Here is a 25,659-nt window from a genome sequence, read left to right as displayed (position 1 = left end):
TACGGGTGTCCGTATGGCGGACGGGGCATGTCATCACCTGGGACGAGGAGTAGGGTGCCGACATGTCTCGCAGCATCAATCTCGCAGTGATCCCCGGTGACGGCATCGGCCAGGAGGTCGTGGCCGAGGGTCTCAAGGTCCTCTCCGCCGTCCTGCCGCAGGATGTGAAGCTGGAGACCAAGGAGTACGACTTCGGCGCCAAGCGCTACCACGCCACCGGTGAGACGCTCACCGACGCCGACCTCGCCGCCCTCAAGCAGCACGACGTCATTCTGCTCGGCGCGATCGGTGACCCGAGTGTCCCGTCCGGCGTCCTGGAGCGCGGCTTCCTGCTCAAGCTCCGCTTCGCCTTCGACCACCACGTCAACCTGCGTCCGTCGAAGCTCCTGCCCGGTGTCGCGACCCCGCTGGCCGGCCAGCCCGAGATCGACTTCGTCGTCGTCCGCGAGGGCACCGAGGGCCCCTACACGGGCAACGGCGGCACCATCCGCAAGGGCACCGAGCACGAGGTCGCCACCGAGGTCTCCGTCAACACGGCCTTCGGTGTCGAGCGCGTGGTCCGCGACGCCTTCGCCCGCGCCCAGGCCCGCCCGCGCAAGAAGCTCACGCTGGTCCACAAGAACAACGTGCTGACCTTCGCCGGGCACCTGTGGACGAACATCTTCAACAAGGTCGCCGCGGAGTTCCCCGAGGTCGAGACCGACTACATCCACGTCGACGCGGCGACCATCTACCTGGTCACCCAGCCCGAGCGGTTCGACGTGATCGTCACCGACAACCTCTTCGGCGACATCATCACCGACCTCGCCGCGGCCGTCTCCGGCGGCATCGGCGTGGCCGCCTCCGGCAACATCAACCCCAGCCGCGAGTTCCCGTCCATGTTCGAGCCGGTCCACGGCTCGGCCCCGGACATCGCCGGCCAGGGCAAGGCCGACCCCACCGCCACGGTCCTGTCCGTCGCCCTGCTGCTGCGCCACCTCGGCTACGACGCCGAAGCCGACCGCATCGACACCGCGGTCGCCGCCGACCTCACCGAACGCGTCGGCAAGCCGGCCCGCTCCACCTCCGAGATCGGCGACGCGCTCGCCGTACGAGTAGCCGGCTGACCCGCCGCGCTACACACCAAGCCGCCGGGTCGCATCCGCACCCGGCGGCTTTTCCTATGCGGTCGTCGGGTGCCACCATCAACCCTGGGCCGTTTTCACCCCGATTCCCTTCCGGCCGGAGCCCCGCGCGATAATCGAACGCGGAGCCGCGGTATGAGGGAAAGCTCGGACGTCCTAGCAGTGGGCGTGGATGCGGCCCGTCACTACACAACCGGTGAAGGACAACCACTCATGACGACGCCCACGATCGAGCTCAAGCCCTCCGCCCTTCCGCTCGCCGCCGCGGAGCGCGAGGCGATCCTGGCCAGCCCCGGATTCGGCCGCCACTTCACCGACCACATGGTGACGATCAAGTGGACCGAGGGCCGCGGCTGGCACGACGGCCAGCTCGTTCCGTACGCGCCGATCCCCCTCGACCCGGCCACCAACGTCCTGCACTACGCCCAGGAGATCTTCGAGGGCCTGAAGGCCTACCGCCAGCCCGACGGCTCGGTCGCCATGTTCCGCCCCGACCAGAACGCCAAGCGCTTCCAGCGCTCCGCCAAGCGCCTCGCCATGCCCGAGCTGCCGGTCGAGACGTTCATCGAGGCCTGCGACGCCCTGGTCCAGCAGGACAAGGACTGGGTGCCCGCGCACGGCGGCGAGGAGTCCCTCTACCTGCGCCCGTTCATGATCGCCACCGAGGTCGGCCTCGGCGTCAAGCCCGCCAACGAGTACCTGTTCCTCGTCATCGCCTCCCCGGCCGGCGCCTACTTCCCGGGCGGCGTGAAGCCGGTGTCGATCTGGGTCTCCGAGGACCGCGTCCGGGCCGTCCCCGGCGGCATGGGCGACGCGAAGACCGGCGGCAACTACGCCGCGTCCCTGCTCGCCCAGGCCGAGGCCGCCGCCAAGGGCTGCGACCAGGTCTGCTACCTCGACGCGGTCGAGCACCAGTGGGTCGAGGAGCTGGGCGGCATGAACCTGTACTTCGTGTACGGGGACAAGATCGTCACGCCGACCCTGACCGGCTCCATCCTGGAGGGCGTCACCCGTGACTCCCTGCTGGCCGTCGCCCGCGACCTCGGCTACGAGTCCGAGGAGGGCCGCGTCTCCGTCGAGCAGTGGCAGCGCGACTCCGAGAACGGCACCCTCACCGAGGTCTTCGCCTGCGGCACCGCGGCTGTGATCACTCCGGTCGGCACGGTGAAGCGGGCCTCTGCCGAGTGGAAGCAGTCGGATGGAGAGCCCGGCGAGGTGACCCTGCGCCTGCGCCAGGCTCTGCTCGACATCCAGCGCGGTACCGCTGACGACAAGCACGGCTGGATGTACCGGATCGGTTAAGCGCGCGGCTGGAAGTGCCGAGAAGGGGCGTCGGGCGTCTGCGGGTCCGTTGTGGCTGGTCGCGCAGTTCCCCGCGCCCCTTCGGGGCGCGGCCCCACTGCGCCTGACAGCGTCAGCAGCAGATACACCACCCCCCCGACCAGGCCCGACAGCAGGAAGCTGCAGTCCACCCCGCCCGTCAGCTTCAGCAGTGGGCCCTCGTACGACGGCAGGGACACCGCCAGCAGGCCGACCGCCGCGCCGGCCGCCCAGGACACGGTGGCCCGGATGTTCCAGCCGGCCCGGTACCAGTAGATCCCGCCCCGTGAGCGGCGGTTGAAGACCTGGAGGGCGTCGGCGTCGTACACACCGCGGCAGCGGGCGAAGCCGATGAGGGTGATGACCGCCCACGGGGTGCCGATGGCGGTGAGGAGGAGGACGAAGGACGTCATCGCGGACTGGGCGTTCCAGGCGTAGTGGCCGACGAAGACGCAGGCCGTGGCCACGATGGCGACCGTGTAGGTGGCGCGGGCGCGGGAGGCGCGGGGCAGGATCGCGTCCAGGTCGAGGCCCATGGAGTAGAGCATCAGGCCCGCGTTGCCGACCGAGCCCGCGGAGGCGGACAGCAGCAGCGGGACCAGGTACCAGGCGGGGGAGGCGGAGACCAGGGGACCGGCGTAGTCGGTCGCCGCGCGGGCCGCGTACGCCGTGAAGGTGCCGAACAGCTGGGGCACCAGCAGGCCGAGGATCAGCCCGAGCCAGGTGGCGTGCAGGACGCGGCGGCTGGAGTTTCGGGCGGGGGAGATGTAGCGGGTGTAGTCGCCGAGCAGGGTGATGAAGGCGATCGGTCCGGACAGCCCGGCCGCCACCGCCGCCAGGAACCAGGTCGGCCAGAAGGAGCCCAGCAGATAGCCGCCCGCGCCCGGCAGGGCCGAGGTCGTGAAGTGCGGGGCGTAGGCGAAGATCCCGAGGACCAGCAGGGTGGTCATGCCGATCGCCAGCACCCGGGACATGGCGAGCAGCACCCGGTAGCCGTACACCGCGCCGGCGACCGTCGCCGCGGCGAGCAGCGCGTAGACGGCGGCGTACGACACCCCGTCCGCGGGCAGCCCGAACAGCCGGCCGAGCACGCTCAGCATCACGTCGCCGCCGATCCATACGGTCAGGGCGGTGTAGCCGAGGGCCAGCAGCAGGCCGACGACCGAGCCGACCAGCCGGCCCCGCACGCCGAACTGGGCGCCGGAGGACGTGGACAGGTTGGTCGCGGTGCGCAGGGAGACCAGCGCCAGCGGGGCCGTGAACAGCGTGCCGATCACCGTGCCCGCCACGATCGCGGTCACCGACGCCCACCAGCCGAGCCCGAAGGACGGCGGCAGCCAGCCGAAGATGATCACCCCGAGGCAGAGGTTGGACCCGAGCAGGATCGAGACCAGGTCCCGTGGACCGCTGGTCCGTTCCTCGTCCGGGATGGTGTCGACACCGTGCTGTTCGATCGGCATGGCTGAGTCTCCTTCGACGGCCGCCTCTGAGAGTTTGAGCGACGTTCAATGTGACGTGAACAGTGGTCGTCGGTCAATGCTTCTGTTTCATGAAGAGTGCGTTTAGAGTGATGCTCAAACGTGTGGAAGGCAAGGAGGTGCCGCGTCGTGAGACTGACCCCCACGGAACGTGACCGGCTGCTGCTCTTCGGGGCCGCCGAGCTGGCCCGGGCCCGCCGGGCGCGCGGTCTCAGGCTCAACGTGCCGGAGGCCACCGCGCTGATCGCGGACACCGTCTGCGAGGCCGCGCGGGACGGCCGGCGGCTCGCGGAGGCCATCGAGGCCGCCCGGTCGGCCCTCGGTCCCGAGGACGTGCTGCCGGGCGTCGCCGACGTCGTCACCGAGGTGCACGTCGAGGCCGTCTTCGACGACGGCTCCCGGCTCGCGGTGGTCTCCGACCCGATCGGCGCCGGCTCGGGCGCTGAGGGTCCTGGCGCGCTGCTGCCGGGCCCCGAGCACCCCGAGCCCGAGCCGGCGCTCCGGCTCACGGTCACCAACACCGCGACCGTGCCGGTCTCCGTCACCTCCCACTTCCACTTCTTCGAGGCCAACCCGCGGCTGGACTTCGTGCGGGAGAAGGCCTACGGCATGCGGCTCGCCGTACCCGCCGGGTCCTCCGTTCGGTTCGGGCCGGGGGAGAGCGGCGAGGTCGGGCTGGTCCCGATCGGCGGCGAGCGGATCGCGATCGGCTTCGCCGGTCTGGTCGACGGGCCGCTGGACGCGCCCGGAGCGAAGGAGGAGGCCCTGCGCAGGGCCGCCGCCTGCGGATATCTCGGAGTCACGCAAGGAGCCACACCGGAAGGAGGCGAGCGATGAGCCGCTCGAAGGGACGCGAGATCGACGAGTCGATCCATATCGACCCCCATGCCTACGCGGCCACTCACGGACCTCGCGCCGGGGACCGCATCCGCCTCGGCGACTCCGGTCTGACGATCCGCGTCGAGTCCGACTCGCAGAAGTACGGCGACGAGTTCCTCGCCGGGTTCGGCAAGACCGCCCGCGACGGGCTGCACCTGAAGGCCGCCGCCGTCCGCGAGACCTGTGACGTCGTGATCAGCAACGTCGTCGTGATCGACGCGGCACAGGGCATCCGCAAGGTGTCCATCGGTATCCGCGAGGGGCGCATCTGCGCGATCGGGCGGGCCGGGAACCCCGACACCCTCGACGGGGTGGACGTCGTGGTCGGCACCGGTACGTCGATCGTGTCCGGCGAGGGGCTCATCGCCACCGCCGGGGCCGTCGACACCCACGTCCATCTGCTGTCGCCGCGCATCATGGAGGCCTCCCTGGCCTCCGGCGTGACCACGATCATCGGGCAGGAGTTCGGCCCGGTGTGGGGCGTCGGCGTGAACTCGCCCTGGGCGCTGCGGCACGCGTTCAGCGCCTTCGACGCCTGGCCGGTCAACATCGGCTTCCTGGGCCGGGGTTCGTCCTCGCACGAAGCGCCGCTCATCGAGGCCCTGGCCGAGGGCGGGGCGAGCGGCTTCAAGGTGCACGAGGACATGGGCGCCCACACCCGCGCGCTCGACACGGCCCTCAGGGTCGCCGAGGAGCACGACGTCCAGGTCGCCCTGCACAGCGACGGCCTGAACGAGTGCCTGTCCGTCGAGGACACCCTGCGCGTCCTCGAAGGCCGCACCATCCACGCCTTCCACATCGAGGGCTGCGGCGGCGGGCACGTGCCCAACGTGCTCAAGATGGCCGGTGTGCCGAACGTCATCGGCTCCTCCACCAATCCCACCCTGCCCTTCGGCCGGGACGCGGTCGCCGAGCACTACGGCATGATCGTCTCCGTCCACGACCTGAAGACCGACCTGCCCGGCGACGCCGCCATGGCCCGCGACCGCATCCGGGCGGGCACCATGGGCGCCGAGGACGTGCTGCACGACCTGGGCGCGATCGGCATCACCTCGTCCGACGCGCAGGGCATGGGCCGCGCGGGCGAGACGGTCCGCCGTACCTTCGCCATGGCCGGCAAGATGAAGGCCGAGCTGGGCCCGATGGAGGGCGACGGCGAGGCCGACGACAACGCCCGCGTCCTGCGCTACATGGCCAAGCTGACGATCAACCCCGCCCTCGCGCACGGCCTCGCGCACGAGGTCGGCTCGATCGAGGTCGGCAAGCTCGCCGACATCGTGCTGTGGCGCCCGGAGTACTTCGGCGCCAAGCCGCAGCTCGTCCTCAAGTCCGGCTTCCCGGCGTACGGCGTGACCGGCGACCCCAACGCAGCCACCGACACCTGCGAACCCCTCGTCCTTGGCCCGCAGTTCGGCGCGCACGGCGGCACACCCGCGGACATCTCGGTCGCGTTCGTCGCGCAGGCCGCCGTGGACCAGGGCAACGACAAAATGCCCACCCGGCGCCGCAGGGTCGCGGTACGTGGCACCCGGGGCATCGGCCCCGCCGACCTGCGCCTGAACGCCCGCATCGGAGCGGTCGACGTCGACCAGCGCACCGGCCTGGTCACCCTCGACGGCGACCCGCTGCGCTCCGAGCCCGCCGACTCCGTCTCCCTCAACCGCCTCTACTTCCTCTAAGGACCCGCGACATGACCACCCCCGCAGCCGACGGCTTCCGCATGCCCGCCGAGTGGACCCCGCACGAGCGCACCTGGATGGCGTGGCCGGGACCCAACACCACCTTCGAGGACCCGGACGACCTCACCCTGTCCCGCATGGCCTGGGCGTCGGTGGCCCGCGCCGTCCTCCGCTTCGAACCGGTGACGGTCGTGTGCGGCCCCGGCCAGTCGGCGGACGCGCAGGTGCTGCTCGGCCCCGGCGTCGACACCGTCGAGCGCGAGCTGGACGACGCCTGGATGCGGGACATCGGCCCCACCTTCCTCACCAACGGCCAGGGCGAACTGGCCGCCGTGGACTGGACGTTCAACGGCTGGGGCGCCCAGCACTGGGCCAGCTGGGAGCACGACGCGAAGATCGCCTCGTACGTCTCGGACCTCGCGGGTGCGAAGACGTACGCCTCCAGGCTGGTCAACGAGGGCGGCGCGATCCACGTCGACGGCGAGGGCACGGTGCTGCTGACGGAGACGGTCCAGCTGGGCCCCGAGCGCAACCCGGGCTGGTCGCGCGCGGAGGTCGAGGCGGAGATCCACGCCCACCTCGGCACCCGCAAGGCGATCTGGCTGCCGCGCGGCCTCACCGGCGACTACCCGCCCCACGGCTTCGGCACCCTCGGCCACGTCGACATCGTCGCCGCCTTCGCCCGCCCCGGTGTGGTCGTCGCCCACCACCAGCCGGACCCGGCCCACCCCGATCACGAGGTCACCAAGGAGGTCATCGGCATCCTGAGGTCGGCGACCGACGCGCGCGGCCGCAGCCTGGAGGTGGTCGAGGTGCCCGCCCCGACCGTCCTGGAGGCCGACGGCCACTGGGCCGACTACTCCTACATCAACCACTACCTCTGCAACGGCGGGGTCGTCCTGTGCGGCTTCGACGACCCGCGCGACGAGATCGCCGCCGGGATCTTCCGCCGTCTCTTCCCCGAGCGGACGGTCACCCTCGTGGACGCCCGTACGATCTTCTCCGGTGGTGGTGGCATCCACTGCATCACCCAGCAGCAGCCGAAGGTCTGACACACACAGGAGCAGCAGATGGCCGGTGCGGCCCGTGCGCGCAAGAACGCGCCGCCCCGCGAGGAGGTCCTCGTCGCCGCCATGGACATGATCGCCGAGCGCGGTCTGGAGAAGCTCACCATGGCGGGGCTCGGCCGTGAGGTCGGGATGAGCAGCGGCCATCTGCTGTACTACTTCCGCTCCAAGGACGAGCTGCTGCTGCAGACCCTGGAGTGGAGCGAGGGCCGGCTGGGCGCCGAGCGCGGCCGCCTGCTCACCCGCCCCGGGTCCGCCCGGAAGCGCCTGGAGGCGTACGTCGACCTGTACGTCCCCGACGGCCACCGCGACCCGCACTGGACGCTCTGGCTGGAGGTCTGGAACCGCTCGCAGAACGCCGACGACGACGCCCGCGAGCGGCAGGCCGCCATCGAGGGCGCCTGGCACCGCGACCTGGTCGCCCTGATCGCCGAGGGCATCTCGCGCGGCGAGTTCCGCCCGGTCGACGCCGACCGCTTCGCGGCGAAGTTGCGTGCGCTGCTTGACGGCTTCTCCATCCACGTTGCCATCGGGTTGCGCGGCACGGACCGGGAGCAAGTGATCTCCCATGTGCGGGAGTTCCTCGCCCAGACACTCCTCGCTCCGGACGCCTGACGACCGCATCCTGAGACAGTCGGTGAGCCTGGGGCAGGGCTGTGCCAGACTGCCTCCGTGCTCTCGTTCGCCATGATTATTGGCAGCAGGCGCGCCGGTCCGCAGTGACCACCACGTACGACCAGGTACGGGTGGCCACCGTCGTCCTCGACCCGCGCGCAGACCTCTCGCACCCGCGAGGGGTTTTTTCGTTTTCCGGCCCACCTTCAGCCGGGAACGGAGCGCGAGGGAGTATTGGGGGGACGGTGGAGCCGGTCATTCCGGTAAGACCGAAGATCCACAATCAGGAGCCTTGAGACCATGACCGAGACGGCAACCAGCGAGCTCGACGACTCGTTCCACGTCTTCGACACCACGCTGCGCGACGGCGCGCAGCGCGAGGGCATCAACCTCACCGTCGCGGACAAGCTCGCCATCGCACGGCACCTGGACGACTTCGGCGTGGGCTTCATCGAGGGCGGCTGGCCCGGCGCGAACCCGCGGGACACCGAGTTCTTCGCCCGCGCCCAGCAGGAGATCGACTTCCGCAACGCCCAGCTGGTCGCCTTCGGCGCCACCCGCCGCGCCGGCGCCAAGGCCGCCGACGACCCGCAGGTCAAGGCGCTCCTGGACTCGGGTGCCCCGGTGATCACGCTGGTCGCCAAGTCGCACGACCGGCATGTGGAGCTGGCGCTGCGCACCACGCTGGACGAGAACCTCGAGATGGTCCGGGACACCGTGTCCTACCTGCGTGAGCAGGGCCGCCGGGTGTTCGTGGACTGCGAGCACTTCTTCGACGGCTACCGCGCGAACCCCGAGTACGCGAAGGCGGTCGTACGGACCGCCTCGGAGGCCGGCGCCGACGTCGTCATCCTCTGTGACACCAACGGCGGCATGCTCCCCGCCCAGGTCCAGGCGGTCGTCTCCACGGTCCTCGCCGACACCGGCGCCCGGCTCGGCATCCACGCCCAGGACGACACCGGCTGCGCCGTCGCCAACACCCTGGCCGCCGTGGACGCGGGCGCGACCCACGTGCAGTGCACGGCGAACGGCTACGGCGAGCGCGTCGGCAACGCCAACCTCTTCCCGGTGGTCGCGGCCCTGGAGCTGAAGTACGGCAAGAAGGTGCTGCCCGAGGGCCACCTGCGCGAGATGACCCGCATCTCCCACGCCATCGCCGAGGTCGTGAACCTCACCCCGTCCACGCACCAGCCGTACGTCGGCGTCTCCGCCTTCGCGCACAAGGCGGGCCTGCACGCCTCCGCGATCAAGGTCGACCCGGACCTGTACCAGCACATCGACCCCGAGCAGGTCGGCAACACCATGCGCATGCTGGTCTCCGACATGGCGGGCCGCGCCTCCATCGAGCTGAAGGGCAAGGAACTCGGCATCGACCTGGGCGGCGACCGCGAGCTGGTCGGCCGGGTGGTCGAGCGGGTCAAGGAACGTGAGCTGAAGGGCTACACGTACGAGGCCGCGGACGCCTCCTTCGAGCTGCTGCTGCGCGCCGAGGTCGAAGGCAGGCCCCTGAAGTACTTCGACGTCGAGTCCTGGCGGGCCATCGTCGAGGACCGCCCCGACGGCACCCACGCCAACGAGGCCACGGTCAAGCTGTGGGCCAAGAGCGAGCGGATCGTCGCCACCGCGGAGGGCAACGGCCCGGTCAACGCCCTGGACCGGTCCCTGCGCGTCGCCCTGGAGAAGATCTACCCGCAGCTCGCCAAGCTCGACCTGGTGGACTACAAGGTCCGCATCCTCGAGGGCAAGCACGGCACGTCGTCCACCACCCGCGTCCTGATCTCCACCTCCGACGGTTCGGGCGAGTGGTCCACGGTCGGCGTGGCGGACAACGTCATCGCGGCCTCCTGGCAGGCCCTGGAGGACGCCTACACCTACGGCCTGCTGCGCGCCGGGGTCGAGCCGGCCGAGTAGTCGGCCTCAGGGAGCACGCCAGACGTTGTCGAAGGCGTCCTTCTCGATACGCCGCCGCTGCCGCACGGCCTCCAGCTCCGTCAATGCGCCGTTGACGGCAGCCAGGACGGTCACCGTCGCGTCGCCGGGAAGGTCCTCCGGGGCCTGTTCCGGCGCGCCTTCGGGGATCCCCAGGGCGGCCGCGAGACCGACGAGGACGGGTTCGCGGGAGGCCCAGCGGTCGGTGGCGTGCCGGCGTTCCGGCGAGTCGGCCGGAGCGCCTTCGTCCCCGCCCCTCCAGGGCAGCCAGTGGTGCCGTTCTCCGCCGGCCGCCCTCCCGCGCTCCTCCAGATCGTCGGCGTAGGCGGCGGCCAGACCGCGCCCGCGGCGCCACAGCCAGTCCTCGACGGACTCGTACGGCGCCTGCCGGGCGAGCGCCGCCCCCGCCGCGTCCAGCAGCCGGTCACCCGTCGCCGGCTGCAGACCGGGCACGATGCGCTCGTCGTCCAGCCTGACGGCCTCGGCGTCCATCAGGTCGACCAGCTCGGCTCCCGCCAGGGCGAGCGACAGGTCCCCCTGCTCGACGGGCCGACCGGACGGGACGTCCAGAGCGACGATCAACAGGTCCCGCGCTGTGCTCATGTCGGACTCCCTCGGGAAGGCGCCCGGCGGGATGCCGGCTCCCTTCATCGTCCCCCAGCCGGTGAGCGCCCGCCCATCAGCACGCGTCCTCGGCAAGCTTCTCGAAGGCCCCGAGCCGCATCGCCCGGCCGTCGGCCCACACCTGACCGGGCCCGAGCCGGCCGATCTGCTCGGTGGTGAACTCCACGGTCCCGTTGTACGAGTCACCGGTCACGTAGTGCCCGAAGGCCAGCGTGTACCGGTGGCCGGGGAGCAGCCGCTGCGCTCCCCGATGCCGGGCCTTCCACTCCCCGGGAGGGGCGAACAGCGGGAACTCGGCATCCCCGTGGAGCCCCTCCTTCCGCACGTCCCATCCGGTGGTGACGGGCCCGCCACCACCGTGGCGCGCCCGCCCGTCGAGCGAGGGCCCCTGGTAGCCGTCGCCGCCACAGGGCCGGAACAGGGCGTACGGCACCCCGTCCGCCCCGACCCGCACACCGGCGAGCGGCAGATCGACCGCCGTACAGCCGCTGAGCAGCAGCATCCCGCTCACGCCGCCGAGCACGGCGGCCGTCACCCTGCTCCGCCTGCTCAGCACTCGTCGTCCACCAGCTCGTCGAAGGCGTCCCGGCTCAGGGCCCGCTCGTCGGCCCACACCTGGCCGGGCTCCAGCCGGGTCAGGTAGTCGGCGGCGAAGGTGACCACGATGCGGTAGTCGACGTTCTCGCCCCGTCCCACGGTCCCCGAGAACCAGTAGTCGCGGCCGGTCAGCAGCCGCTGCGGGCCCCCTCGGTCCGCCTTCCAGGAGCGGGGCGGCGAGAAGAGCGGGAAGGTGACGGCCCCGGTTCCGGCGCCGGCCGTTCTCCAGAAGGTGTCGTCCGACGCCTCGTCCCCGGAGCCGCTCAGCGTGCAGACCCCCGGCCGCCGCGCCCAGCCCGGCTCCCCTGCGTCTCACGCCCGCCCCCCTCCGAGGGCGGGACGCGACCCGCCCTACTGCAAGTGCCACTTCTGGTTGGCGGCCCCCGTGCACGACCAGATCTGTGCCCTCGCCCCGTTCGCCGACGAGTTGTCCGTCACGTCCAGGCACTTGTTCGCCGCCGTGTTCACCACATCACCGGTGGACGCGTTGTACGACCACTGCTGCGCACCGGTTCCGTTGCAGTCGTACAACTGCGCCTTGGCCCCGTCCGCCGTCGACCCCGAGGTCACGTCGAGGCACTTGCCGAGCGCCCGGATCGAACCGTCGGTCTGGACGGTCCACTGCTGGGCGCTGGTGCCGTTGCAGTCGTAGAGCTGGACGGCCGTACCGTTCGCGCTCGAACCGCCCGTCAGGTCAAGGCACTTGCCCGCCAGGCCCACGAAGGCTCCGCTCTGGCCGCCTCCGCCCGACTGGGTGCCGGACCAGGTGAAGGTCGCCGAGGTCTTGCCGGGGAGGGAGTAAGTGGCGTGCTGCGAGCCCCAGTTGATCGTCACGGTCTTGGCGGCGGAGGAATCGTTGTACGCGATGAGCGCCTTGCTGCCGTCCGGGTTCCGCCACGCCACGTTCGGCACGGCGGACGAGGCCGTCGAGGCGATGCGCTGGGCTCCCGGCCGTACGAACTTCGTCAGATGGCCCATGGTGTAGTACTCGACCGTGTAGTCGACCGTCCCGCTCGCGCCGTCCCCGTTGTGCACGGTGATCAGCCCGGTGCAGGTGCCGCAACCCCCGTTGTGCGGGCCCATGTTCTGGTCCACCGCCAGCGACCACTTGGTCACCGACTTCGCCCAGTTGCGCGTGTAGTCGATGATGTTGGACATGTCCTCGCGCTGCTGGTTGGCGATCCAGGTGCCACCGGAGTGCTCGGTGCCGAAGGCGTCCAGCGTGGGGTACTGGTTGTGCACGGAGGTCTGCTTGCCGATGTCGCCGCCGTAGCCGTGCCAGGCGATCCCGCCGAAGTTGGGGTGGTTGCGGACCGCCGCGTCGTCCACCGTCTGGGCCGCGTAGGAGTCGTAGACGTCCCAGTTCCAGTCGTGCGCCAGCACCTTCGTCGACAGGCCCGCCGCCTGCAGCTTCGGCAGCAGCTCGCTCTTGGTGAAGTACGCGAGACCGCTCGCGTTCCAGCTCATCGACGGGTAACTCGAACAGCACGTCGGCTCGTTCTGCGCGGTGACGTACGAGACGTTGACGCCCTGGTCCTTGTACGCCTGGAGATACTTCACGAAGTAGGAGGCGTAGGCCCCGTAGTCCTCCGACTTCAGCCAGCCCCCGTTGAGCGAGCCGCTGTCCTTCATCCAGGCCGGCGCCGTCCACGGCGAGGCCATCACCGTCAGGGAGGGGTCGAGTTGGAGCGCCTGCTTGGTCAGCGGGACGACGTCCGCGAGGTCGTGGGCGATGGAGAAGCTGTTCAGGTTCGGGTCGGTCTGGCCGGACGGCACGTCGTCGTACGTGTACCCGTACCGCGCCAGGTCCGAGGCGCCCATCGGATTGCGCAGGAACGACAGCCCGATCCCGTCCGTCGGCGAGAACAGCTTGCGCATGGTCGCGTCCCGCGTGCTCTGCGACAGCGCCCCGCTGCTGTTCATCAGCCAGGCCGCGGTGTCCGTGAAGGACGCACCGCCGCCGGTGAAGGTCTGGTAGCGGGTGTTCTCGTCGACCGTGATGTTCTCGCCGCTGCCGCCGGTCCCGGACTGGAAGGCGAACGGCGTCTGCGCCTGGAGGCCGCGGGTGACATGCCGTCCGGCCGAGTCGTCGGTGGTGGTGAGCCAGGCCGTGACCTGCTCACCGGCCGCGTGCGCGGAGGTGGTGGCCGCGGTGAGGCCGGCCGTGGAGAGCAGTCCGGCCAACAGCAGCCGGACCGCGCGGGGGGATCTCCTCATGGGGCGTCGCCCTTCCCGAAATGTCTGACGTGACGTCTTGACGGGTCTGTGGGCCGTTAGTTAACTCACGGCGTGATCTAAGTCCTGAGTGAACCACGAGAGCCGAGGATGGTCCATGCCAAGAACCGCCCTGCTCGTCTCCGCCGCCTTGCTCACCGCTCTGCTGTCACCGACCGCCTCCCAGGCGGCCGACGACCCCGCCCCCGTCCCCGTCGACCGCTTCGAGGGCGAGGTCCCCTTCGCCTCCCAGCCTGCCGAGGGCATCTTCACCTGGGGCAGCGACACCGACGACCCGCCGGCCCTGCAACTGACCGCCCGCACCGACGCCCCAGAGGGCGCCAAGGTCCTCACCGGCAGCTACGACATCAGCGGCTACGGCGGCTTCACCCACGACTTCGCCGCGACCGAACCCGCCCACGACTGGTCCGCCCACAAGGGCATCCGCTTCTGGTGGGACGGCCAGGACAACGGCCGGAAGATCGCCTTCGAGATCAAGGACGGCGGCGCCAACGGCGAGGCCTCCGAGCTGTGGACGACCTCCTTCACCGACGACTGGACCGGCTGGAAACAGGTCGAGATCCCCTTCACCGACTTCGTCTACCGCACGGACTACCAGCCCGTCGGCGGCATCGACCACGTCCTCGGACTGACCGCGATGTGGGGCTACGCCGTCACCCTCCCGGCCGGCACCAAGGGCCGGTTCGCCCTGGACGACGTCGAGTTGTACGGCAGGGCCGACCAGTCCCTGCGGGCGAACGTCACCACGGACGCGGCCGTGTACCCGGTCAGGGAAGGCGGTACCGCGGCCGTGAAGGTCACCGTCGCCACCACCGGCTCCGCGCCGATCGACGATCCGGTGACCGTCACCTACGAGACCACCGGCGGCACCGCCGAACCGGGCAAGGACTACACCCCGGTCTCCGGCACCCTCACCTTCCCGGCCGGCACCGCCTCCGGCGCCTCCCGGACCATCGAGGTGCCCACCCTCAGGGACAGGGCCGCCGAGTCCGCCGAGACCGTCCCGCTCAAGCTCACGGTGACCGGCGCCAAGGCCCCCGCCGAGACCCCGCAGATCGTCGTCGACGCGCACGGACTGCCGTACCTGGACGCCAAGTTGCCGGTCAAGCGGCGCGTCGCCGACCTCCTGTCCCGCATGTCCCTGGCGGAGAAGGCCGGCCAGATGACCCAGGCCGAGCGCGGGGCCGTCGGAGGCGGCGGCGACATCGCGACGTACGCCCTCGGGTCACTCCTCTCCGGCGGCGGCTCGACCCCCACGCCCAACACCCCCGAGGCGTGGGCTGGGATGATCGACGCCTTCCAGCTGCGCGCCCAGGCGACCCGCTTCCAGATCCCGCTGATCTACGGCGTCGACGCGGTCCACGGCCACAACAACCTGGCCGGCGCCACGGTCATGCCGCACAACATCGGCATGGGCGCCACCCGCGACCCCGAACTCGCCGAGCAGGCGGGCGCGGTGACGGCCGCCGAGGTGCGGGCCACCGGCATCCCCTGGGACTTCGCACCCTGCCTGTGCGTGAGCCGCGACGAACGCTGGGGCCGCTCCTACGAGTCCTTCGGCGAGGACCCGGCCCTCGTCCAGTCCATGGAGACGGTCATCCAGGGCCTCCAGGGCCGCGCCAACGGCAGGGACCTGAGCCGGAACGACAAGGTCCTCGCCACCGCCAAGCACTTCGTGGGCGACGGCGGCACCGAGTACGGCTCCTCGACCACGGGGACGTACACGATCGACCAGGGCGTCACCAAGGTCACCCGGCAGCAGTTGGAGGCCGTCCACCTGGCGCCGTTCAAGACCGCCGTCGACCGGGGCATCGGCACGGTCATGCCGTCGTACTCCTCCCTGGACGTGCTCGGTGACGGGCAGGGCCCGGTGAAGATGCACGCCCGGGCCGACATGATCAACGGCGTCCTCAAGGACCGCATGGGCTTCGACGGCTTCGTCATCAGCGACTGGAACGCCATCGACCAGCTGCCCGGCGACTACGCGTCCCACGTCCGCACCTCGGTCAACGCCGGCCTGGACATGATGATGGTGCCGTACGGCTACAAGGACTTCACCGGCACGCTCGTCGACGAGGTGAGGGCCGGCCGGATCAGCGAGCAGCGGATCGACGACGCCGTCGCCCGCATCCTCACGCAGAAGTTCAAGCTGGGCCTCTTCGAGCACCCGTACGCCGACACGACCGGCGCCGCCGCGATCGGCTCCCCGGCACACCGGGCCGTGGCCCGCGAGGCCGCCGCCGAGTCCCAGGTGCTGCTGAAGAACACCGGCGGGCTGCTGCCGCTGAAGAAGAGCGAGAAGGTGTACGTCGCCGGGTCCAACGCCGACGACATCGGCAACCAGAGCGGCGGCTGGACCCTCACCTGGCAGGGCTCCTCCGGGAACATCACCCCGGGCACGACCATCCTCCAGGGCATGCGCGCGGCCGGCGGGAACGTCACTTACTCCAAGGACGCCTCCGCACCGACCGACGGCTACGACGTCGGCGTGGTCGTCGTCGGCGAGACCCCGTACGCCGAGGGCGTCGGCGACGTCGGCAACGGCCACGTGCTCCAGCTGTCCGCCGCCGACCGGGCCGCCGTGGACAAGGTGTGCGCGGCCATGAAGTGCGCGGTGCTGATCGTCTCCGGGCGCCCGCAGCTGATCGGTGACCGGCTCGACCGGATCGACGCGCTCGTGGCCTCCTGGCTGCCCGGCACCGAGGGCGAGGGCGTCGCCGACGTCCTCTACGGCAAGCGCCCCTTCACCGGACAGCTCCCGGTCACCTGGCCCAGGTCCGAGTCCCAGCTGCCGATCAACGTCGGCGACGAGTCCTACGACCCGCAGTTCCCCTACGGCTGGGGCCTGACCACCCTCACCCGGGTCCCGCAGGGCGGCACCGCGACCCTGCGCGCGCTCGCCCTGGCGGCGACGGCGGCCGAGCGGGCGGGCGCCGACCGGGCCGGACGCGAGCTGGTCGCCAAGGCGCGGCTGCTCGTCCAGCAGCAGGTGGGGCAGCGGATCACCGAGGCCGTGGCGAAGCCCTTCGCAGACGCGGACCATCTGCTGCTGACCGGCAGGTACGGAAAGGCGGTGCAGAAGCTGGCGGAGGCGTACCGGGCCGCGTAGGCCATCGGTCAGTCATCCGTCGGCATCCGTCAGTCATCCGTCTGATCTGAAGGGATGCCCACTTTTGGGAGGCTTCGGGTAGCTTCGAAGGATGAAGGCCGTCCTGCGGACCCGAAGCCTCCCAGTGCTTCTGCTGGCCGCCCTCACCCTGGTGATCGTGACCGTGCTGACCCCTGGCGCGATGGCGGCCACCAGCGTCTCCACCATCGCCGAGGCCCTCCGCAAGAGCCCGGTCTACGTCGACCCGGCGGCCTCCGCCCAGCTGTCCGCCGGCGACGCCGACACCCTCGCCAAACAGATCAAGGCCGCGAACAAACCCCTGTTCATCGCGGTCCTGCCGGCCGGCTACCCCACCCGGAACCTCTTCACCGACCTGCGCACGGCCACCGGCGTCACCGGCCTGTACGCCATCCGGCTCGGCGACCGCTTCGACGCCCGCGCCGACTCCTCGGTCCTCCCGCGCAGCGCCGTGCAGAACCTCGTCACCAGTGTCCAGGGGGAGAGCGCCAGGACCCAGCTCACCGACTTCACCGACCGCGCCCTGACCAACATGGGCGGTCACGCCCCCGCGTCCTGGGGCTCCTCCGGCTCGGGTGGCGGAGTGTCCAGCACGGCACTGATCATCACGGCCGCGGTGCTGGTGGCCGGCGGCGCGGGCGCCTACACCCTGGTCCGCCGCAACCGCCGCCGCCACGCCGAGGAGCAGCGGGCCGCCCTGGACCGGCTGCGGGTGGTCGTCGACGAGGACATCACCGCATTCGGCGAGGAACTCGACCGGCTGGACTTCCACCCGGCCGAGGCGGGCGCCGACGACGCCAAGCGCGGGGACTACGAACGGGCCCTGGACGCCTACGACAAGGCCAAGCAGTACATGGCCGACGCGCGGAAACCCGAGGACGTCCGCGCGGTCACCGAGGCCCTGGAGGACGGCCGCTTCTCCCTGGCCCAGCTGGCCGCCCGCCGCGAGGGCCGCCCCCTCCCGGAGCGCCGCCCGCCCTGCTTCTTCGACCCCCGGCACGGTCCCTCGGTCACCGACGCCGCCTGGACCCCGCCCGGCGGGTCCCCCCGCGAGGTCCCGGTCTGCGCGGCCGACGCCACCCGTCTGGCCGACGGCCGCGACCCGGTGATCCGCGAGGTCGACACCGACTACGGCCGCCGCCCCTACTGGGACGCGGGCCCGGCCTACGGCCCCTGGGCCGGCGGCTACTTCGGCGGCGGCATCCTGCCCGGCCTGCTCGTCGGCACCCTGCTCGGCAGCGTGATGGCCACCCCGTCGTACGCGGCCGACTACGGCACCGGGTACGGCGACTTCGGCGGCGCGGACTTCGGCAGCGGCGGCTACGAGGGCGGCGACATGTCCGGCGCGGACTTCGACCCCGGAGACTTCGGCGGCGGCTTCGGCGACGGAGGGGGCTTCGACGGGGGCGGGGGTGGGGGAGGGGACTTCGGCGGGGGCTTCTGAGGCGCGGCGGAGCATCAGCCCGGGCGCACTGGAACGTCGATCGTGCCCAGCCGCTCCATCACCGCCGCGGCCAGCGCCAGCACCCCCCGCTCGGTCTCACCGAGCGCCCCGAGCGCCTCGGCCAGCCAGGCGTCCCGCTCGGCCGTGTCCCGCTCCAGCGCCCGCCGCCCCGACTCGGTGAGCGTGAGCACGGACTGACGCCGGTCCACTGTGCCCGTCTCCCGCACGATCAGCCCATCGGTCTCCAGCTCGGCGAAGACCCGGGTGAGCGACTGCGGCCGCTGCCGTTCCTCCGCCGCGATCTCACCGGGCGTGGCCGACCCGTTCCGCTGTAGATACCCGAGCACCGCGAGCTGATTGGGGCTGAGACTCCCGTCCCCGCGCTCCTGCCTGAGCCGCCGGTTCAGCCGGACGACGGCACGCCGGAGAAGGGCGGCCTCGGAAAGGTGATCCATGGCTCTAGATGATACGCGAATCATTACTTCTGCCGCCCGGGCATCCTCAATACTCTGGGAATGTGACCGAGAAACTAATACGCAATGCGTACGAAGCGGCCCTGACGATGACGGCCGTCCTGCTCTCCTGGGCGATCGCCCTGTGGCTGGAGGGCGTGGCCGGACTGCACACGGACTCGGTCGTCCTCGCGGTGGTCCTGACCGTCACACTCGCCCGGACCCAGCGGACGGCGGACACCCGGGGCCGCCTCAGGGCGCTGGCCCTGCTGCCGGCGGTGTCGGCGGTCTGCGCCCTGGTCGGCCGCCTGATCGCCACCCACTACTGGCTGGGCGCGGCCGTCTTCACCGCGGGCATCTCCCTGGCGATCTGGATCCGCCGCTACGGCCCGGCCGCCACCGGGGCGGGCACCCTGATGACCCTCCCACTGGTGGCGCTCCTGGTGGTCCCGGGTCCTGCTCTGCCGCCCAAGGCGCAGGGGGAGTTGGTGAGTTGGGCATGGTCGGCGCTCATCGGCGTACTGGCGTGGGCGAGCGTGTGGCTGGTGCGGACGGTGGCCGACCGGTACGGCCCCTGGGCGGCCGAAGCCGACCCGGGCACCCCGCGCCGGCCCTCCCGGCTGCACCCCCGCCCCAGCACCCGGATGGCCGTACAGATGGCGGCGGCGGTGGCCGCGTCCTTCACGCTCGGCCGGCTGCTCTACGGCGACCACTGGCCCTGGCTGGTCCTGACGGCGTACGTCGTGGCGAGCGGCAACCGCGGCCGAACCGACGTACTGCGCAAGGGAGTCGAGCGCTTCCTGGGTGCCTGCGCGGGCACCCTGCTCGCCACGGGCGTGGCGGCGGTCGGCATCACCGGCCACGCGGCGGTGGCGGTGCTGCTCGCCGTCCTGGCCGTGGCCCTGTGGCTGCGCCCGCTCACCTACGCCTACTGGGCGGCCGGCATGACCACGGCCCTCTCCCTGCTCCTCGGCTACTTCGGCCAGGACGCGCAGAGTCTGCTCCCGACCCGCTTGGCGGCGATCGCCGTCGGCGCGATCCTGTCCGTCGGGGCGTCCTGGTTCCTGCTGCCGGTTCAGCGGCCGTCGTGGCGCCGGCGTACGGCGTGACGGGAGGCGTAACGCTCACCGGCGGCGTGCCACCAGGTGGGCGGGGAAGGGCCGTTGACGACGGAGGTGGGCTGGTCGGGATGGAGCCCGAGCCGCCACAGCGCCCGGGCGTCCACGTTCAGGCCGAGCGTGCCGTGCCAGTGCCCGTCCTCGGCGATGCGGCACATGAGGTCGATCCGTATCTCTTCCGCTTCGAACGGCATCCAGTCGATGCCGCGGTCACGCAGTCAACCGAGGAGGAATCGACCGGGGTGGGGCCGCCCCGGCACATTCTCGTACGAGGTGATGTGGACCCAGTCGGTCTGTTCGTACTGCCCGGACGATGTCATCGCGCCATCCTGGCACGCACGGGCCAACGCCCGCCCTCCCTTTTCGGGGGAGTGGAGGGCGGGCGCGCTCAGGGTGCGGAGGTCTTGGGACCGGCTCGGCCGCCGGAGGCTCACGCGTTCTTGATCGCCGAGATGTCGAAGACCAGCTTGATCTTGTCGGAGACCAGGAAGCCGCCGGTCTCCAGCGCCGCGTTCCAGGTCAGGCCCCACTCGGAGCGCAGGATCTCGGTCTTGCCCTCGAAGCCGACGCGCTCGTTGCCGAAGGGGTCCTTCGCGGCGCCGTTGAACTCCAGGTCGATGGTGATCGGCTTGGTCTCGCCGAGGATGGAGAGGTCGCCGGTGATGCGGTAGTCGTCGCCGCCCAGGGCCTCCGCCTTGGTGGAGCGGAAGGTCATCGCCGGGAACTCGTCGGTCTTGAAGAAGTCCGAGGACTTCAGGTGGCCGTCGCGGTCGGCGTTGCCGGTGTCGACGCTCTCCATCTGGACGTCGATGGTGGCGGTGGACTTGGCGGGGTCGGTGCCGTCCAGGTGCAGGGAGCCGGTGAAGTCCTGGAAGCTGCCCTTGACGTTGGTGACCATCGCGTGGCGCGCCACGAAGCCGATCGTGGTGTGCGCGGGGTCGAGCGTGTAGTCACCGGTCAGCGCGGCCAGGTCGGGGCTGACGGCGGCGGGCGCCGAGGCGGGGGCGGGGGTGCTTTCCTTGCGGCCGAAAATGCCCATGACGTGCTCCTTGGGGACGGGCGCGGTCGGCGGTGCCGAAGCCGCGGGGGCTTTCTGTTTAACGTTCAACGAATCCAACGACTCCGACCGTAGACCTATTCCGTTCGGTTTTCAACATCATCCGCATCGTGTTTTCACGGTAACCGGGAGTCACCGTGCGCGCCCTCTGGCGAACGCGCGAAGGGCTCGGGCACCATCTGCGTGCACCACCTGCACAGCCGCCCCTCAGGAAGCACGGCCATCCGCAGGAAGGGTCCCCATGAAGGCCACGAAGGTCACGAAGGCCATGAAGGTCCGCTCCGTCCTGACCGCGCTCGCCCTCGTCGTCGCCCCCGGCGTCGCCGTCGTCGGTACCGCCACCGACGCCTTCGCCGTCACCAAGATCAGCCATGCGACCGCCACCCAGATGTTCCGCGACGTCGGCATCACCTGGTCCTCCTCGGGCAACTGCTCCGACCGGAACAACCCCACCTGTACGTCCTTCGAGCAGCTCAACCTCGCCACCGCGCAGGGCGCCCAGACCCTCAAGCGGGCCAGTGGCTGCGCCCTGAACATCACCGGCGGCACCGAGACCGGCCACGCCTCCGGCACCTACTCCCACTGGAACGGCTACAAGCTCGACTACGGCAAGAACACCTGCGTCACGTCGTACATCAAGAACAACTTCACCTACATCGGCCTGCGTGGCGACGGCGCCCCGCAGTACAAGTCCGGCTCCGGCAACATCTACGCCGACGAGGGCAACCACTGGGACGTCCTCTACTACAACTGCGGCGGCTGCTGAGCCGGGGGAGGGGGCGGTGACCAGTCGTATGGGCATGACCCGACGCGCGTTGCTGCTGGCCGCCGCCCTCACCGCCACCCCGGCACCCCGGGCCCGTGCGGCACCCGCCGCCGACCCCTACGACCCCCTCCGCCGCCGCTGGCTCGACATCTCCCTCGGCACCGGATACGACCCGGCCGCCGAGCCGTACGCCTCCCGGCTCGCCCAACTCGGGGAACTGGCCCGGGACTTCCGGGCCACCATGGCCCCGGCCCCCGCCTCCCTCTGGCCCGGCCACCCCTTCGACCCGCCCTCCGGCATCACCTTCAGCTACGGCCGCCTGTGGACCATGGCCCAGGCCTACGTCCAGCCCGGCACCGGCTCCACCGGCGACGACACCCTCCTCGCCGACCTGCTCCGCGGCCTCGACCACCTCTCCACCACGGTCTACAACCCGGCCGCCACCCGCTACGGCAACTGGTGGGAATGGCAGATCGGCAGCCCCCGCCTCCTCATGGACCTCACGGCCGCCCTGTACGACCACCTCGGCGCGGCCCGCGTCGCGGCGGCCTGTGCGGCCGTCGACCACTTCATCCCGGACGCGATGCTCACCGAGTACTCCGGCACCTCCACCGGCGCCAACCGCGTCGACCTGTGCCGATCCGTCGCCCTGCGCGGCATCCTGGGCCGGGACGGCGGCCGCATCGCGCTCGCCCGGGACGCCCTGTCGCCGGTCTTCCCGTACGTCAGCCGGGGCGACGGCCTGTACGCCGACGGCTCCTTCGTCCAGCACACCTGGGTCGCCTACTCCGGCACGTACGGCCAGGTGCTGCTCGACGGCCTCGGGCGGCTGTTCGCCCTGCTCGCCGGCTCGCCCTGGGAGGTCACCGACCCGGCCCGGCAGAACGTCCTGGACAGCGTCGAGCACGCCTACGCGCCCCTGATCCACGACGGGTTGGTGATGGACTGCGTCAACGGCCGTGCCATCAGCCGGGGTTACCTGCGCGGCGACGACCTGCACCTCATGCGCGGCGACCACTACCACGGCCAGGCCCTGATCGCGGCCGTCACCCTGCTCGCCGGCGGCGCGAGCGAGGCGGAGCGGGAGCGGTGGTACGGCCGGATCAAGGGCTGGATCCAACGGGACACCGTGACACCGATCCTGGCGGCAGGTCAGTTCGGGGTCGCCGACCTCGCCCGGCTGCACGCCGTCGCCGACGCGGCCGTACCCGCGAGCCCGGAACCCGTCGGGCACCGCCTCTTTCCGGCCATGGACCGGGCCGTCCACCGTCGCCCCCGCTTCACCGCCGCGCTCTCCATGGCCTCCGACCGCATCGCGCACTACGAGTGCGGCAACGGCGAGAACCCGCGTGGCTGGCACACGGGCTCCGGGATGCTCTCCTGGTGGCCGGCCGGGCAGAGCGACCGGTCCGATCAGTACACGGACTGGTTCTGGCCGACCGTGGACTGGTACCGCCTCCCCGGCACCACCGTGTCGACCAGGCGCCTGGCCGACCGGGCCGGCGGTGAGTGGGGTGCCCCCAAGCCGGACGTCCGCTGGGTCGGCGGCGCGACCGACGGCCAGTACGCGGCCGTGGGCCAGCACCTCAAGGGGCTCGGATCGACGCTGGAGGCCCGCAAGTCCTGGTTCTTCCTCGCCGACGCCGTCGTCTGCCTGGGCGCCGGGATCACCTGCGCCGACGGCGTCCCCGTCGAGACGGTCGTGGACAACCGCAACCTCGGCGAGAACGGCACCCAGACCCTCGTCCACGGCCCCGGCTGGGCCCATCTGGAGGGCCACGGCGGCTGGATCCTGCCCTGCGGCGGCGAGCTGCGCACCCTCCGCGAGGACCGCACCGGCGCCTGGTCCGACATCAACACCACCAGCACGGACGAGCGGCGCACCCGCCGCTGGCAGACCCTCTGGCTCGACCACGGCACCGACCCCGCCGACGCCACGTACCTGTACGTCCTGCTGCCGGGTGCCTCCCGCGGCGAGGTCGCCGCCCGGGCCGCCGACCGTCACTGGCTGTGCGTCCTCGCCAACGACGCCCGCCGTCAGGCCGTCGCCGTGCCCGCGCTCGGCCTGACCGCCGCCAACCTGTGGGAGGCCGGTACGGTGGGTGCCCTGACCGCCTCCGCGGGCGCGAGCCTGCTCGTCCGGCGCCGGGGCCGGGCCGCTACCCTCTGTGTCAGCGAGCCGCCCCGCACGGGCGCACCGCTGGAGATCGTCTGGGACCACCCCGTGCGCTCGGTCGTACGGACCGACGACGCCGTGGAAGTCCTCTCGGCGGGACGCCGTCTGAGGCTCCGCGTCACTCCAGGGATGGCATGTTCCACCCACGAATGTGAGGTGGCTCTCAGGTGATGCCTTTGTGGCCTCCCTACAACGCCGACGCCCCCTGAGCAGTCGGAACGGCTGCATGCCGCTGTGGTTCTGTTCAGTGGCACCAGGAAAACGGGCCGGAGACTGTACGGAGTCGACGGCTCGCTTTCCTTGGTGTCCTTCGTAAGGTCGCTACATGACCGTTTTGGAAGAGACGACGGGTGAGCCGACCGGCGAGCCGACGGACGCGCGCGGACGGGTCGCCGAGCTGCACGAGATCCGTGCGCAGGCCGTGGCAGGCCCCAGCGAGAAGGCGACCGAGGCGCAGCACGCCAAGGGCAAGCTGACGGCGCGGGAGCGCATCGAGCTGCTCCTGGACCCGGGGTCCTTCCAGGAGGTCGAGCAGCTGCGCCGGCACCGGGCGACCGGTTTCGGCCTGGAGGCGAAGAAGCCGTACACCGACGGTGTCATCACCGGCTGGGGCACGGTCGAGGGCCGCACGGTCTTCGTCTACGCGCATGACTTCCGGATCTTCGGCGGCGCGCTGGGCGAGGCCCACGCCACCAAGATCCACAAGATCATGGACATGGCCATCGCGGCCGGGGCGCCGCTGGTCTCCCTGAACGACGGCGCGGGCGCCCGCATCCAGGAGGGCGTCTCGGCCCTCGCCGGCTACGGCGGCATCTTCCAGCGCAACACCAAGGCCTCCGGGGTGATCCCGCAGATCTCCGTGATGCTGGGCCCGTGCGCGGGCGGCGCGGCCTACTCGCCGGCGCTGACGGACTTCGTGTTCATGGTCCGCGAGACCTCGCAGATGTTCATCACAGGACCGGACGTGGTCAAGGCGGTGACGGGCGAGGAGATCACCCAGAACGGCCTGGGCGGCGCGGACGTGCACGCCGAGACGAGCGGTGTCTGCCACTTCGCGTACGACGACGAGGAGACCTGCATCGCCGAGGTGCGCTACCTCCTCTCGCTGCTCCCGCAGAACAACCGCGAGAACCCGCCCCGGGTCGAGTCCGGTGACCCGGTGGACCGCCGCAGCGACGTCCTCCTCGACCTGGTGCCGGCCGATGGCAACCGGCCGTACGACATGGCCAAGGTCATCGAGGAGATCGTCGACGACGGCGAGTACCTGGAGGTCCACGAGCGCTGGGCGCGGAACATCATCTGCGCGCTGGCCCGCCTGGACGGCCAGGTGGTCGGCATCGTCGCGAACCAGCCCCAGGTCCTGGCCGGCGTCCTGGACATCGAGGCGAGTGAAAAAGCTGCGCGCTTTGTCCAGATGTGTGACGCTTTCAATGTCCCGATCGTGACCTTCCTGGACGTACCGGGCTTCCTTCCCGGTGTCGACCAGGAGCACGGCGGAATCATCCGCCACGGCGCGAAGCTGCTCTACGCCTACTGCAACGCGACCGTGCCGAGGATTTCGCTCATCCTGCGCAAGGCGTACGGAGGTGCCTACATCGTCATGGACTCCCAGTCGATCGGCGCCGACCTCACCTACGCCTGGCCCACCAACGAGATCGCCGTGATGGGCGCGGAAGGCGCGGCCAACGTCATCTTCCGCCGCCAGATCGCCGAGGCCGAGGACCCCGAGGCCATGCGGCAGAAGATGGTCAAGGAGTACAAGGCCGAGCTGATGCACCCGTACTACGCGGCGGAGCGCGGCCTGGTGGACGACGTCATCGACCCCGCCGAGACCCGCGAGGTCCTGGTCAAGTCCCTGGCGATGCTGCAGTCCAAGCACGCCGACCTGCCCTCCCGTAAGCACGGCAACCCCCCGCAGTAACCGAGCGGACCCGCCGCGGCAACCCCGCGGACCTCTCTCTCACGGAGACTG

21 protein-coding genes are annotated in these 25,659 nt (G+C 71.1%); 13 read left to right on the top strand and 8 right to left on the bottom strand.

Annotation, left to right across the window (positions count from 1 at the left end; translation table 11 throughout):
* The first annotated feature begins 62 nt into the window (after positions 1–62).
* Entirely contained in the window at positions 63–1,106 is a 1,044-nt protein-coding gene (locus CRP49_RS04495) for a 3-isopropylmalate dehydrogenase (protein WP_097252242.1), read from the top strand.
* A gap of 231 nt (positions 1,107–1,337) precedes the next feature.
* Entirely contained in the window at positions 1,338–2,426 is a 1,089-nt protein-coding gene (locus CRP49_RS04490; protein ID WP_097252241.1) for a branched-chain amino acid aminotransferase, read from the top strand.
* Here the strand turns inward: CRP49_RS04490 and CRP49_RS04485 are convergent.
* Complete coding sequence (locus tag CRP49_RS04485; RefSeq protein WP_097252240.1) at positions 2,423–3,904, bottom strand: cytosine permease; 1,482 nt, start codon at positions 3,902–3,904, stop codon at positions 2,423–2,425. The genes CRP49_RS04490 and CRP49_RS04485 overlap by 4 nt on opposite strands.
* A gap of 147 nt (positions 3,905–4,051) precedes the next feature.
* Here CRP49_RS04485 and ureA point away from each other — a divergent pair, with 147 nt between their 5' ends.
* From ureA to cimA, 5 genes are all read left to right on the top strand, one after another.
* Complete coding sequence (gene ureA, locus CRP49_RS04480; protein WP_097252239.1) at positions 4,052–4,759, top strand: urease subunit gamma; 708 nt, start codon at positions 4,052–4,054, stop codon at positions 4,757–4,759.
* A complete protein-coding gene (locus CRP49_RS04475) occupies positions 4,756–6,480 on the top strand; it encodes an urease subunit alpha (RefSeq protein ID WP_097252238.1) in 1,725 nt (574 codons plus the stop codon). Before ureA ends, CRP49_RS04475 begins: the two co-directional genes overlap by 4 nt.
* Before the next feature lie 11 nt (positions 6,481–6,491).
* A complete protein-coding gene (locus CRP49_RS04470) occupies positions 6,492–7,532 on the top strand; it encodes an agmatine/peptidylarginine deiminase (RefSeq protein WP_097252237.1) in 1,041 nt (346 codons plus the stop codon).
* A gap of 18 nt (positions 7,533–7,550) precedes the next feature.
* Entirely contained in the window at positions 7,551–8,162 is a 612-nt protein-coding gene (locus tag CRP49_RS04465; protein ID WP_097252236.1) for a TetR/AcrR family transcriptional regulator, read from the top strand.
* Positions 8,163–8,462: 300 nt separating this feature from the next.
* Positions 8,463–10,073 carry a citramalate synthase gene (gene cimA / locus CRP49_RS04455; RefSeq protein WP_097252235.1) on the top strand — a complete coding sequence of 537 codons (1,611 nt, stop codon included), beginning with the start codon at positions 8,463–8,465 and terminating at the stop codon, positions 10,071–10,073.
* Positions 10,074–10,079: 6 nt separating this feature from the next.
* Here the strand turns inward: cimA and CRP49_RS04450 are convergent, their stop codons facing one another.
* From CRP49_RS04450 to CRP49_RS04440, 4 genes are all read right to left on the bottom strand, one after another.
* The gene (locus tag CRP49_RS04450) at positions 10,080–10,694 is read right to left on the bottom strand and encodes a GPP34 family phosphoprotein (protein ID WP_097252234.1); all 615 of its coding nucleotides are present in this window, start codon (positions 10,692–10,694) and stop codon (positions 10,080–10,082) included.
* Between the two features lie 76 nt (positions 10,695–10,770).
* On the bottom strand, positions 10,771–11,250 hold the full coding sequence (locus CRP49_RS04445) for a hypothetical protein (protein WP_257033311.1): 480 nt from the start codon (positions 11,248–11,250) through the stop codon (positions 10,771–10,773).
* A gap of 14 nt (positions 11,251–11,264) precedes the next feature.
* Entirely contained in the window at positions 11,265–11,411 is a 147-nt protein-coding gene (locus tag CRP49_RS46720) for a hypothetical protein (protein WP_179851493.1), read from the bottom strand.
* A gap of 252 nt (positions 11,412–11,663) precedes the next feature.
* Complete coding sequence (locus tag CRP49_RS04440; protein WP_097252233.1) at positions 11,664–13,529, bottom strand: ricin-type beta-trefoil lectin domain protein; 1,866 nt, start codon at positions 13,527–13,529, stop codon at positions 11,664–11,666.
* Between the two features lie 115 nt (positions 13,530–13,644).
* Here CRP49_RS04440 and CRP49_RS04435 point away from each other — a divergent pair, with 115 nt between their 5' ends.
* Together CRP49_RS04435 and CRP49_RS04430 are read left to right on the top strand one after the other, a co-directional pair.
* A complete protein-coding gene (locus tag CRP49_RS04435; protein ID WP_097252232.1) occupies positions 13,645–16,656 on the top strand; it encodes a glycoside hydrolase family 3 N-terminal domain-containing protein in 3,012 nt (1,003 codons plus the stop codon).
* A gap of 91 nt (positions 16,657–16,747) precedes the next feature.
* Complete coding sequence (locus CRP49_RS04430) at positions 16,748–18,118, top strand: hypothetical protein (protein ID WP_097252231.1); 1,371 nt, start codon at positions 16,748–16,750, stop codon at positions 18,116–18,118.
* 14 nt (positions 18,119–18,132) lie between these two features.
* Here the strand turns inward: CRP49_RS04430 and CRP49_RS04425 are convergent, their stop codons facing one another.
* Positions 18,133–18,573 carry a MarR family winged helix-turn-helix transcriptional regulator gene (locus tag CRP49_RS04425; RefSeq protein ID WP_097252230.1) on the bottom strand — a complete coding sequence of 147 codons (441 nt, stop codon included), beginning with the start codon at positions 18,571–18,573 and terminating at the stop codon, positions 18,133–18,135.
* 62 nt (positions 18,574–18,635) lie between these two features.
* On the opposite strand from CRP49_RS04425, the gene CRP49_RS04420 reads away from it, so the two are divergent.
* A complete protein-coding gene (locus tag CRP49_RS04420; RefSeq protein ID WP_143669961.1) occupies positions 18,636–19,679 on the top strand; it encodes an FUSC family protein in 1,044 nt (347 codons plus the stop codon).
* On the opposite strand, the gene CRP49_RS04415 is transcribed toward CRP49_RS04420, so the two are convergent.
* Together CRP49_RS04415 and CRP49_RS04410 are read right to left on the bottom strand one after the other, a co-directional pair.
* Positions 19,646–19,882 carry a hypothetical protein gene (locus CRP49_RS04415; protein WP_097252228.1) on the bottom strand — a complete coding sequence of 79 codons (237 nt, stop codon included), beginning with the start codon at positions 19,880–19,882 and terminating at the stop codon, positions 19,646–19,648. The genes CRP49_RS04420 and CRP49_RS04415 overlap by 34 nt on opposite strands.
* 236 nt (positions 19,883–20,118) lie before the next feature.
* Positions 20,119–20,727, bottom strand: a complete 609-nt coding sequence (locus tag CRP49_RS04410; protein ID WP_097252227.1) for a YceI family protein — start codon at positions 20,725–20,727, stop codon at positions 20,119–20,121.
* A gap of 286 nt (positions 20,728–21,013) precedes the next feature.
* On the opposite strand from CRP49_RS04410, the gene CRP49_RS04405 reads away from it, so the two are divergent.
* The 3 genes from CRP49_RS04405 to CRP49_RS04395 all read left to right on the top strand — a co-directional run bounded on the left by CRP49_RS04405 (position 21,014) and on the right by CRP49_RS04395 (position 25,608).
* A complete protein-coding gene (locus tag CRP49_RS04405; RefSeq protein WP_097257184.1) occupies positions 21,014–21,511 on the top strand; it encodes a hypothetical protein in 498 nt (165 codons plus the stop codon).
* Between the two features lie 28 nt (positions 21,512–21,539).
* Positions 21,540–23,858, top strand: coding sequence for a polysaccharide lyase 8 family protein (locus CRP49_RS04400; protein WP_097252226.1), 2,319 nt, complete (start codon positions 21,540–21,542; stop codon positions 23,856–23,858).
* Positions 23,859–24,012: 154 nt separating this feature from the next.
* Entirely contained in the window at positions 24,013–25,608 is a 1,596-nt protein-coding gene (locus CRP49_RS04395; protein ID WP_097252225.1) for an acyl-CoA carboxylase subunit beta, read from the top strand.
* The last annotated feature ends 51 nt before the right edge of the window (positions 25,609–25,659 follow it).

It is taken from the genome of Streptomyces sp. Ag109_G2-15, from assembly GCF_900215565.1.
Classification (GTDB): Bacteria; Actinomycetota; Actinomycetes; order Streptomycetales; family Streptomycetaceae; genus Streptomyces; species Streptomyces diastatochromogenes.
The sequence above is the reverse complement of the archived record's forward strand: the minus strand, read 5'-3'. Positions and strand labels throughout refer to the sequence as shown.

Bases quoted from the DNA above. Each gene is read 5' to 3' on its own strand.
- CRP49_RS04475 (WP_097252238.1), top strand. From the start codon at position 4,756: ATGAGCCGCTCGAAGGGACGCGAGATCGACGAGTCGATCCATATCGAC.
- CRP49_RS04425 (WP_097252230.1), bottom strand. From the start codon at position 18,573: ATGGATCACCTTTCCGAGGCCGCCCTTCTCCGGCGTGCCGTCGTCCGG.
- CRP49_RS04490 (WP_097252241.1), top strand. From the start codon at position 1,338: ATGACGACGCCCACGATCGAGCTCAAGCCCTCCGCCCTTCCGCTCGCC.
- CRP49_RS04400 (WP_097252226.1), top strand. From the start codon at position 21,540: ATGGGCATGACCCGACGCGCGTTGCTGCTGGCCGCCGCCCTCACCGCC.
- CRP49_RS04395 (WP_097252225.1), top strand. From the start codon at position 24,013: ATGACCGTTTTGGAAGAGACGACGGGTGAGCCGACCGGCGAGCCGACG.
- CRP49_RS04430 (WP_097252231.1), top strand. From the start codon at position 16,748: ATGAAGGCCGTCCTGCGGACCCGAAGCCTCCCAGTGCTTCTGCTGGCC.
- CRP49_RS04440 (WP_097252233.1), bottom strand. From the start codon at position 13,529: ATGAGGAGATCCCCCCGCGCGGTCCGGCTGCTGTTGGCCGGACTGCTC.
- CRP49_RS04495 (WP_097252242.1), top strand. From the start codon at position 63: ATGTCTCGCAGCATCAATCTCGCAGTGATCCCCGGTGACGGCATCGGC.
- CRP49_RS04450 (WP_097252234.1), bottom strand. From the start codon at position 10,694: ATGAGCACAGCGCGGGACCTGTTGATCGTCGCTCTGGACGTCCCGTCC.
- CRP49_RS04470 (WP_097252237.1), top strand. From the start codon at position 6,492: ATGACCACCCCCGCAGCCGACGGCTTCCGCATGCCCGCCGAGTGGACC.
- CRP49_RS04415 (WP_097252228.1), bottom strand. From the start codon at position 19,882: ATGCCGTTCGAAGCGGAAGAGATACGGATCGACCTCATGTGCCGCATC.
- cimA (WP_097252235.1), top strand. From the start codon at position 8,463: ATGACCGAGACGGCAACCAGCGAGCTCGACGACTCGTTCCACGTCTTC.
- CRP49_RS04485 (WP_097252240.1), bottom strand. From the start codon at position 3,904: ATGCCGATCGAACAGCACGGTGTCGACACCATCCCGGACGAGGAACGG.
- CRP49_RS04435 (WP_097252232.1), top strand. From the start codon at position 13,645: ATGCCAAGAACCGCCCTGCTCGTCTCCGCCGCCTTGCTCACCGCTCTG.
- CRP49_RS04465 (WP_097252236.1), top strand. From the start codon at position 7,551: ATGGCCGGTGCGGCCCGTGCGCGCAAGAACGCGCCGCCCCGCGAGGAG.
- CRP49_RS04410 (WP_097252227.1), bottom strand. From the start codon at position 20,727: ATGGGCATTTTCGGCCGCAAGGAAAGCACCCCCGCCCCCGCCTCGGCG.
- CRP49_RS04405 (WP_097257184.1), top strand. From the start codon at position 21,014: ATGAAGGTCCGCTCCGTCCTGACCGCGCTCGCCCTCGTCGTCGCCCCC.